The following is a 10,402-nucleotide window of genomic DNA, read 5'->3' as shown; positions in this document are numbered from 1 at the left end:
GATTACAACAGTAATCATCCGCATAAATCGTTAAATGGACTTAGTCCTTGGCTGTATGCTAAAGAAGTTTTAGTGTATTAGAGTGTATTTTATATTTATTAACTGTTTGAAAAAGGGAAAGTCTTCAAGTGGTCACCGTAAAATTGTACATTTCTTACTTGCTGTCAATAGGCGATTCTGATACATCTTTATAGTAGTTTTGTGGTTTTCTTACAACCAGTAAAACTATTACTATAAAAAATAACATAAAAAAAAGCAATGAAACAGTTTGATATAGTCCAGTATATTCAGTATCTGTTAATAAATCATTAAAATCTTGATAAATCATTTTATTGTATATTTATTATTTGTTTACTGTCTTTATTTCAGTGGTTTTAATATCCGTACCCAATCTTTGAAGATAGGAGATGAGCGCAATGATTTCTTTTTTTTCTAATTCACCTTTTGGTCTTTTTTCATAAGCCTCCTTCAGATCATTTGCTTCTGAAAATATTTCTTTTACAATTCCTAAGGCTTGGTTATCTGCCCATGAATCGGCAGAATCAATTTGTGCCTTTGTGTAGGGAATATCATAAACATTTTTCATGAAGACAATTTTGTCAACTAATTTTGTCCTATCCAGATTATTGCTAATTAACCAAGGATATCTTGGCATAATGGAACCTGCCGAAGTTGATCTCGGATTGTACATATGTTTGAAATGCCAGGAGCTTGGGTTTTTGCCGCCTTCTCTATGCAGATCTGGTCCAGTTCTTTTTGACCCCCATAAAAATGGTCGATCATATATAAATTCACCCGCTTTAGAATATTCGCCATTTTTGCCATTGAATCTTACGATCTCATCCCTAAAAGGCCTGATCATTTGAGAATGACACGAGTTGCAACCTTCTCGAATATAAATATCCCGCCCTTCCAGTTCAAGTGGAGAATAAGGTTTCACAGCAGAAATTGTAGGAACACTCTCCTTCAGTGATAAGGTTGGAATAATCTCTATGCCAGTACCTACAGATAATACAAGAAATGATAAGACGCTTAATAAAAAAGGAGTTCTCTCTATCCACAGATGGGTGCCTTCTCCTTCTTTTCTTTTTTTACCAATCAAGGATAAGGCTGGAGCTTGAGCAGGAATATCCTTTTGAAAAGAACCTTTTCGTATTGTGGCAGTTAGATTAATGACCATTAAAATAGTCCCTGAAATATAAAATGTACCTCCCAGAAATCTCAATTTATAGTAAGGAATAATAGCTGTCACAGTATCGAGCCAATTTTTCCACATCAATGTTCCGTCGGGATTAAACTGTTTCCACATCAGTCCTTGTGTAAATCCTGAAATATACATAGGCACGGCATAAAATATAACGCCAAAAGTACCTAACCAAAAGTGCCAGTTTGCTAATTTTGCAGACCATATCTTTGTTCTCCACATAATTGGTACCAGATAGTATATCATACCAAATGCCATAAATCCATTCCAACCCAATGCCCCAAGATGCACATGACCTATTACCCAATCTGTATAGTGTCCAATTTTATTTATAGTTTTAGTTGCTAATAGAGGTCCTTCAAAAGTTACCATACCGTAGCAGGTAACTGCCACCACAAAGAATTTAAGGATGTGATTACTACGAACTTTGTCCCAAGCGCCTCTTAAAGTCAAAAGACCATTTAACATTCCTCCCCAAGATGGAGCGATTAACATAATAGAGAACCCAGTACCAACAGCTTGTGCCCAGGCGGGTAGTGCAGTATATTGGAGGTGATGGGGTCCTGCCCATATATATACAAATATTAATGACCAAAAATGGATAATAGAAAGCTTATAAGAAAATACAGGTCTCTCGGCTGCTTTGGGTAAAAAGTAGTACATTAAACCCAAAATCGGAGTTGTTAGAATGAAAGCAACGGCATTGTGACCATACCACCATTGTACTAATGCGTCTTTTACACCTGCGTACATTGAATATGATTTCCAACCTGTAAAAGATAAAGGAACTTCTAAGTTGTTTATTATATGAAGCATAGCCAATCCGATCCAGGTACCTATATAAAACCATATCGCTACGTATAGATGTCTTACTCTTCTTTTAGCAATTGTCATGAACATATTGACTCCAAAAATCACCCATGAAAATGTAATCAAAATATCGATCGGCCACTCGTGTTCGGCATATTCTTTTGAAGTATTGATACCCATAAAGAAGGTTATGAATGTTGACAATATCATGATTTGCCAAGTCCAGAAATGAATCCATGATAGAGTAGGACTGGCCATAGGTGTCTTTAATAATCTAGGCAGCGAATAATAAACACCAGTAAAAACACTATTGCATACAAATGCAAATATTACAGTACTTGTATGTAACATTCTGATCCTACCAAATCCAAAAGCGCCATGGGTCTCAATTAAAGATTGAATTCCACCACTTCTTAGACTTTGAATACTGGTATCATCTGTACCAAAAACAAACTCCGGAAGTTCCGGATAAAAGAGCATTAAAGCTGCTGTAATTCCAAAAGTAAATCCAATCAAACCAAATACTATGGTTGCATATAAAAATGCTCTAACAATATTATTATCATAACTAAATTTCTGTAACTCCATATCAACTAACTGTTTTTCTTATTTTGTATTGACCTCTTTTCTTTGTTTTTATTTAATTATATTAAATAGTAAAACAGGCTAAATTTGCTGATTTAACAAGTCAATAATAGAAGAGGTTTATTATTTTATCCTAAACAAAAATGAATTTTCAAATTTATGAAGAGGTTGATGGATATCTATGGTAATATTCGTGGAAAAAATAGTCTTTAAAGTGCAATTTAATCACAATTGGAAAGAGAATGAATGAAAATATATTTATAAAAAAAGTAATTAATTGAAGATGTTAATTTAGCAATAGACTAGGATTTTTGAATATTGTTGCTTTTCAGTTGTTCACAAAATATTGAAAATTTATACTTATTTCTCATCTATCTATCTATCTATCTATCTATCTATCTATCTATCTATCTATCTATCTATCAGTGTTTAAATGGTTGGAAACCAACAATCAAAATTAATTGAAACGTTAGAAATACAGTGTGATGAAAATCTAAAAGGAAAAATCTGTGAATGCACCCATAAATAAAATGTCTTTTACTACCTATGATGCTATTCTAAAGTCTCTATATCTTGCTCTGAAAGAGTCCAATAAATTGGACGATGCCTATTTAAAATTACGGTATTGTTTTAAATCAATTTATCGTTTTTTTTAAAAAGGCTCAGACTATAAAATCTAAGCCCTAATTTTTAACTTACACACTTCGTGGTATATTGTCTAGATAATATTGAGCTATTTTTTTTATAATTTAAAGTTTAAAAACAACTTCTTATATCTGCTCGCCAATTTTTTATACAATTTCCTAAGATTTATTATAATATTGTTTTCTAAATGCTTCAGGAGTAAGTTGAGTATACTTTTTAAAGAATTTAATGAAGTAAGATGTGTCAAAAAAATTGAGTTCCATGGCTACTGCTGCTACTGATAACTCGAAATTTACTAACATTCTTTTGGCTTCTAGCAACACTCTGTTGCGTATTATTTCTCCTGATGACATATTGATTTGATCTTTACATATAAAATTTAAATGATTAGATGTGGTATGAAGAAGGGCTGCATAATCTCTCGGTAGCCTAATATATTTGTAGTTTTCTTCAATTAAATCCAGAAACTGTTTCAATAAAATAGAGTTGTAATTCGTCTTGTTAAAAATCAGTTTTTGAGAATGTACCTCCCTTGTAGATAGGACAAATAATTTAATCAGATCTGCTGCAATAATGGTTGGAGTAAAATCCCGAGCATCATGTAATTCTTTCAAAATTTCTTCAAAAATAGCGACGAATTTGGCGCTGCGATCTTCACTGATTTTCAACATTTGATCACCTGAAAAAATATTAAAAAATGGAAACTGATCAACTATCGATGAATTTATAGAGAGCTGGTCAAAAAAAGTAGCGGAGAAATTGATAACATAACCATCAACATCACTTTCAAATTCCCATCTATGGACCTGTCCGGGACGCATATAATAAATACAACCAGGTTCAATAGGATAACTTTTAAAATCTATTGTATGCTGACCTATGCCCGCGGTGAAATATACCAAATGATAAAAGGAATGTTTATGCACTTTTTTTATTGGTGGATTTTTTAATAGATAACCTTGAAATCTGTCTGCATTAAATAAATCATTTGATAACTTATTCGTTATTAAATTACAGATATCAAAAGTTGGGTATTTTTTGTCCATTATCTAAAAATTTCAAGTCTCTATTTCAATTAAGGTTGTGATATTGGCTTACTGTATATGTAATATTATTATACATAAGTTACTCTATTAGTCACTTGGCAAAATTAGTTATTATTTCTCATGTATTTCGGTTGATTGCCTTGCTGCAAGTTTCCATCTTTTTTAATCCATTTGTAAATCTTCGAGGTAACCAATCGTTAATATTTGTTACGTCTGGAGAAAGTTGTTTTAGTTCTTTACCCATGACAATGGCAACATTACCATCAATTGTAATTTTTTCCAATCAGCCTTTCCGTAATCTTCAATTACTTAGTCACACTTAAAAGTAGAGTTTTTGGTTCTACTTTTGGAAATTTATGAACTGATTTATTAAACTGGCAATATCTATCGGTGTAACAATTTTACCATTTGGATTATTTACAACATATTTTTTGAACAAATTGATAGGAGAGATGGAAGAAAAAGGCTCAGATTATAAAATCTGAGCTCTAACTTTTTAACTTATTCATTTCGTTGGATCGTGTCTAAAATAATTAAAAGGATAAGTTAAATTCTATACATTTTCTTCCATTTTGTAATGGTATTTCTACTCATTTTAAAATGTTTTGCTAATTGAGTATTATTTAAAAACTCAGTTTTCTGAAATTTTAAGATATTGTAGATATCTTGACGACTATATACCTTATATTTATTGTTAATAGATTCATTGTTTTCATCATTGATACCAAAAACTATTTTGTTCAAAATTATAATATCTAATGTTGACAATATCTCTTTTTCGAATAACACTTTGCAAAGATCCATCTTGTCAGGAAATTTCATATTTATTATATCTTTATAAATACGCTTATAATCGGGTTTTGCTGAATTATCATTTTTTTCCATTATTTGAAGCGACATGTTAAAAAATTAAATTTCATCTTTTAAATATTATCCCACAATAATGATTCGTACATTATTATAAGATCCTGTAATACTTGATTTCATCACTTTTTATTAATGTTAATTTTTTAAAATTGAGTGAATATCAAAAATTACATTATAATTAATAAAATAGAGCTATTTTCACTTCCATTTGAAGTGTTTATTGCCAAAAAGTTACTTATTTCTATATACTGAATTTAAGTTTTCTCTTCTATCTGGTTTTGAGATTGGATTTGCGTCTGTATCATAATATTTTACTGGATATCCTAATTTTTCCAATCCTTCAGAAATATCAGATGCTTTACCAACAATAAAGATTCTGCTTTGGGTGGGAAGCATAGTCGATTTTACAGCCTTAGATAATTCTTCAGTATTTACCTTATCAATCGATTTCAGGTAATTGGTATAAAAATCATCTGGAAGATCCAGTACTTTTTGACTTAGAGCAAATGTTGCAATGGTTGAAGGATTTTCCAGGGACATGATAAAAGAACCTTTCAGATTAGCTTTTGCGCTTTCAAGTTCTTCAGGCTTTACCATAGAAATAGCATTAAGTTCATTCATAAGCTCATTCACAGCTTTATCTGTAACTTCATTTCTTATACTTGCACTCGCAGAAAACATTGTAGAATACGTTGTAGGATAATTAGTAAATGACATATGTGAATAAGCAGCGTAAGTAAAGCCATTTTTTTCGCGAAGATTCATGGAGAGCCGTGCTTCAGCACCACCACCAAGAATATGGTTAGCAACAATAGTTGCAAAGAAAATTGGATCCTTAATTTTCAAACTGTTCAGGTTGTTCAAAGAAACAACAGACTGTACTGCGGAAGGAACATCTACTATATTTATTTCTGTTTTTTCAATATTTGAAGCAGGTTCTAAAGAAGTAATACTAGTATTTACTTTCCTCCAACCGTTGAAGGCTTTTTCAATCATTGGTTTTACCTGATCAAATTTTACGTCTCCCACAATTACTAAATAAGCATTGTCCGGAGCATAATATTTTTTATAATTGTTTTGTACGTCAGCTAACTGGATTTTGTTGATAGATTCTACCGTTTTAAATTCTCCTCTGGAAGTATTTTTACCATACATTAAAGCATTGGAAACCTTTGATGCAATTGCAGAAGTATTTTTTTCTTCAGATTTTAAGACTTCAATCATTCTCTCTTTAGAATTTTGAATTTCTTCTGTAGTGAATTTTGGATTCACGATAGCATCAGACATCAGGTATAGTACTTCCGGGAAATATTTTGAAAGAGAAATTACAGAAGCGCCTCCGGAAGAGAAATTTAAGTTAGCTCCTAAAAAGTCAACCTTCTTATTAAACTCATCCTTGCTCATATGGATCGTTCCGTTTTTAAGCTGGTCTGCCATGATTTCACTTACCCCTTTAATATTTCCCTCATAGTATGGAGGTCTGTCCATCGAAAGCGTTGTGTTTACTCTTGGTAATTTATTGTTTTCCACAACCATTACCGTAAGACCATTGCTTAGTTGAAAAGTTTTTGGCTTGGCAATGTTGATCGCAGGAGTAGGACCTGGTTTCGGCATTGCGTTAAGATCAATTTTTTGTGCTGAAATCGTTCCTGCGAAAAAAAACGCTGCAGCTATATATGTTAATTGCTTTTTCATTTGTAAAAATTTAATTTTAATAATCATTTTTTAAACCTGAAAGTTTTAAATGACTACTTTTTTTCAGGAACGTAATTGATGATTACTCTTTGATTGGAATTCAAGTACTTTTTAGCCGCGTTCTGCAGATCCTGTCTTGTGATTGATCTGTAGATGTCAATTTCCTTATTGATCAAATTGGTGTTGCCCATCAATACGTGGTTGGTTGCCAGTGAAGCAGCAATTCCCTGAATGCTTGAATTCGCATTCACAAACTGATTTTCATACTGGTTTTGAAGTTTCTGATAATCCTCTTCAGAGATCAGCCCTGTCTGTAGTTTCTTGATTTCAGCATCAATGTCAGCCTGTAAAGTCTGTTTTGTTGTCTGTCCCATTGGGATCGCAAAGAATGCGAAAATACTGTAATCTTCAAGACCCTGATTGAAAGCCTGTACAGCAAGCGCTTTTTTCTCCTGATCAACTAATTTTTTGTATAAAACAGAAGATTTACCATTGCTCAGGTAAGAAGAAAGCATATCAAGAACATAAGCATCTTTTTCTTTGTTAGCAGGAGTTCTGTACGCAAAAATATATGCCGGAAGCTGGATGTTAGAATCCGTAGCTGTTACTTCTTTTTCCTGAGTGATAGGAGCATCTTTCGGGAAATCTTTTGGATAAAGCGTTCCTTTTTGAATTCCTCCGTAATATTCCTGAATCCACTTTTTAGTTTGTTCAGGCTTGATATCTCCTGCAACCACTAATGTTGCGTTGTTCGGAACATAGTATTTTTTATAGAAAGCCTGGAATTCTTCAAGTTTTGCAGAGTTTAGATCTTCCATAGAACCAATCGTAGGCCAGTTATACGGGTGATTGGTGAATAGGTTTTTCTGAATCGTAGGGAAAAGGTTTCCGTAAGGCTGGTTGTCCATTCTTAGTCTTTTTTCCTCTTTTACAACCTCTCTCTGAGTATCTACTCCCACCTGATTGATGACCGCATGGCGCATTCTTTCAGATTCCATCCAAAGACCAAGCTGTTCGTTATTGGAAGGGAACGTTTCATAATAATAGGTTCGGTCATTCGTCGTGTTAGCGTTATTTTGACCTCCGTTTGAAGAAACGATCTTGAACCATTCCCCTCTTTTGATGTTGGGGGTTCCTTCAAATAAAAGGTGTTCGAAGAAGTGCGCGAAACCTGTTCTTCCCTTTACTTCATCCTTGGCCCCTACATGGTACATTACCCCTGTAGTCACTACTGGTGCAGAATTATCCTGATGAAGAATTACGTGAAGGCCGTTTGACAGGTCATACTCTTCGAATTTAATTTGTTGTGCATTAAGAATTATCACCCAAAAAAACATCATTAGCCTTATACAAATTTTAATCATTTGTTCATTTTATTTATTTTTTATATTTACTTATCCATTTATACAAAGTAGTTTTAGGAATTTTATATTCATCTATGACTTGTTGTCTGGTTTTTATTCCATTTTCTATCACTTCCAATATAAAATCAATTAAATCTTTTGTATAAATGTTTTTTTTAAAAGTTATAGTATTTTTTTCCAAAGTTATATTCTTGGATTTAGGGGCATATAGAATGATATGTTGAGAATATAATCTAAAAAAGTCATACCTAAGAAGTTTGGACCAGCGCATCAAATCAGTTGTATTCATGTCTTGACATTTGTAAAAGTTTTCTATTTCATCCATTCCACATTTTAGATAAATTGCTATTCTTGATGCATCAATATTATATTCTACAACCTTAAGTCTGATTTCCTCGCCTATATGGATATTTTTAAATTTCATTACTTTATTGTGATAATTTTTTAAGTCATATATCTAGAGCCTTTAATCTAAAAAATATGCCTTTTCATTCTGTGTTAATAGAATCGTTAGTTGTTTGTTTTGTATTTTTTAATTTGGAACATATGTTATAAATATGCTGCTACCAGGACTTTGAGTATAGGAAGGTTTTCCTGTTTGGGTTTGAAGATATATTTCATCATTTTGATTTAAAATTACTGTTCTATGTAAATAAGAACTACCTTCATTATTTGCCCACCTTTCTCCTCTGACCTGAAAGTGATCATTATTTGTATATAATCTCAGTGCCACTCCTTTTTCCTGGTCATTGCCTACAGAAATATTATTGAACTTTGCGACAATTTCTATGGAATAAATTCCACTCTTTTTAACCCTAAACTTATTTGATCCTGATACTCTTTCAATGTAATTAGAATTGATATTATTAATTACATCGAAATCTAGATTCGTATTATTGCCTTCTCCTCCGGTACGGTTTGTATTAGTGGTCTTAGTTGCAAACAATATAAAAGATGATGTATTTAAATTGATTCTTTTCAAAACTCCGGTATTGGTAATTCCAAGATAATTATCCTGCGGATCTAGATCTTTAGTAGGAACATCTCTTAAGCGCATATTCCCGTTAACATCTAATTTTTCTGTTGGATCAGTTGTTCCTATCCCTGCTTTTTGATTTGTCTGATCGAGCATTAGTGTTGGAGAAGTACTTTCAATACCAGCAGCCAGACTACTAAAATACAATCCTTCTTTTTCAGATCCTGAAGTATTGTCTGAGGTGTGATGACGCATTATTGTACCATAGTTTGGATCGCTCTCTACAAATTGTAAGGTTCCCCCACCAGAAAAATTATTTTGATTACTATGCAAACGGATTGTTGGGTTAGGAGTTTCCGTTGCATTACCAATCTCAAGTTCTGTGGCAGGTGAGGAATTTCTAATACCAATTCTATTATTTGCCGCATCAACTGAGAAGGTATTTCCATCTACAGAAAATGCGTTTGTGGCATTTCCTGTAAATGCTAGTGTATTAGCCCTCTGCATTACCGTCCTATTTCCTGACAGTGCTCCATCTGCGCTATAAATATTGGATGAAACAAATGAAGAATTGGTAGGATTATGAAGTTTAACCCAGATTGTTCCATTATAATAATAGTACCCAACAGTATCTATATTCACAGCGGTCCCTGTTTGGCTTCCTGTTGTGTTGTCATTAATAAAAACTAATGTAGAAGTGGGAATGTTGTTCATAGACTGTGCTCTTTGTCTGTCTATCCTAGGAATCAAAATTCCGTCAACATTTGTTGTAGATCCTACAGCATTTTTTGCAGTTATGTCAAGGGTACTTTTAGGTAATGCAGTATTTATACCAACCTGCGAAAATGTACAAACAGGAATTAAAATTCCAATCAAAAGTAATTTCATTTTTTTGTGTTTTGAAATACAAAATTACTTGTTGCTATTGTAATAGTACGCACTGCAATAACACTGCTTTATCCAACTGTCTTAATTTTAATACTTTATGTTTTTAAGTTAGCAGGGCTTCTTTTGTAGCGAACTCTGTCTTTAGATTACTATGTTATATATTTCTTAATGCGTTTTAAATATATTTTGTATATGTGAAGACTTTCCCTTTTTCAAACAGTTAATAAATATAAAATACACTCTAATACACTAAAACTTCTTTAGCATACAGCCAAGGACTAAGTCCATTTAACGATTTATGCGGATGATTACTGTTGTAATC

General features: G+C 32.6%; 6 protein-coding genes and 2 pseudogenes. 1 reads left to right on the top strand and 7 read right to left on the bottom strand.

All coding sequences use genetic code 11. The features are described 5' to 3' along the window. Positions 1 to 343: 343 nt before the first annotated feature. A complete protein-coding gene (gene ccoO / locus C1634_RS25465) occupies positions 344 to 2,602 on the bottom strand; it encodes a cytochrome-c oxidase, cbb3-type subunit II (protein ID WP_103235333.1) in 2,259 nt (752 codons plus the stop codon). Positions 2,603 to 3,086: 484 nt separating this feature from the next. Here ccoO and C1634_RS26610 point away from each other — a divergent pair. Continuing rightward, a pseudogene (locus tag C1634_RS26610) lies at positions 3,087 to 3,214 on the top strand (IS256 family transposase); the annotation flags it as partial. Between the two features lie 188 nt (positions 3,215 to 3,402). On the opposite strand, the gene C1634_RS25460 reads toward C1634_RS26610, so the two are convergent. From C1634_RS25460 to C1634_RS25435, 6 genes and pseudogenes are all read right to left on the bottom strand, one after another. Then, a complete protein-coding gene (locus tag C1634_RS25460; protein ID WP_109739371.1) occupies positions 3,403 to 4,290 on the bottom strand; it encodes an AraC family transcriptional regulator in 888 nt (295 codons plus the stop codon). Positions 4,291 to 4,836: 546 nt separating this feature from the next. Continuing rightward, positions 4,837 to 5,175, bottom strand: coding sequence for a transposase (locus C1634_RS25455; RefSeq protein ID WP_103234912.1), 339 nt, complete (start codon positions 5,173 to 5,175; stop codon positions 4,837 to 4,839). A gap of 243 nt (positions 5,176 to 5,418) precedes the next feature. Then, positions 5,419 to 6,852, bottom strand: a pseudogene (locus tag C1634_RS25450) (M16 family metallopeptidase); the annotation flags it as partial. A gap of 53 nt (positions 6,853 to 6,905) precedes the next feature. Beyond that, complete coding sequence (locus tag C1634_RS25445; RefSeq protein WP_228410173.1) at positions 6,906 to 8,192, bottom strand: M16 family metallopeptidase; 1,287 nt, start codon at positions 8,190 to 8,192, stop codon at positions 6,906 to 6,908. Between the two features lie 37 nt (positions 8,193 to 8,229). Beyond that, entirely contained in the window at positions 8,230 to 8,640 is a 411-nt protein-coding gene (locus tag C1634_RS25440) for a transposase (RefSeq protein WP_103234910.1), read from the bottom strand. Between the two features lie 108 nt (positions 8,641 to 8,748). Next, entirely contained in the window at positions 8,749 to 10,080 is a 1,332-nt protein-coding gene (locus C1634_RS25435; protein ID WP_103234911.1) for a hypothetical protein, read from the bottom strand. Positions 10,081 to 10,402: the final 322 nt, after the last annotated feature.

The organism is Chryseobacterium viscerum (genome assembly GCF_002899945.2).
Classification (GTDB): Bacteria; Bacteroidota; Bacteroidia; order Flavobacteriales; family Weeksellaceae; genus Chryseobacterium; species Chryseobacterium viscerum.
This window is presented reverse-complemented; position numbering and strand designations above follow the sequence as displayed.

What these genes read in the sequence shown, in the direction of transcription:
- ccoO (WP_103235333.1), bottom strand. Translation starts at nt 2,602, where the DNA reads ATGGAGTTACAGAAATTTAGTTATGATAATAATATTGTTAGAGCATTT.
- C1634_RS25460 (WP_109739371.1), bottom strand. Translation starts at nt 4,290, where the DNA reads ATGGACAAAAAATACCCAACTTTTGATATCTGTAATTTAATAACGAAT.
- C1634_RS25455 (WP_103234912.1), bottom strand. Translation starts at nt 5,175, where the DNA reads ATGGAAAAAAATGATAATTCAGCAAAACCCGATTATAAGCGTATTTAT.
- C1634_RS25445 (WP_228410173.1), bottom strand. Translation starts at nt 8,192, where the DNA reads ATGATGTTTTTTTGGGTGATAATTCTTAATGCACAACAAATTAAATTC.
- C1634_RS25440 (WP_103234910.1), bottom strand. Translation starts at nt 8,640, where the DNA reads ATGAAATTTAAAAATATCCATATAGGCGAGGAAATCAGACTTAAGGTT.
- C1634_RS25435 (WP_103234911.1), bottom strand. Translation starts at nt 10,080, where the DNA reads ATGAAATTACTTTTGATTGGAATTTTAATTCCTGTTTGTACATTTTCG.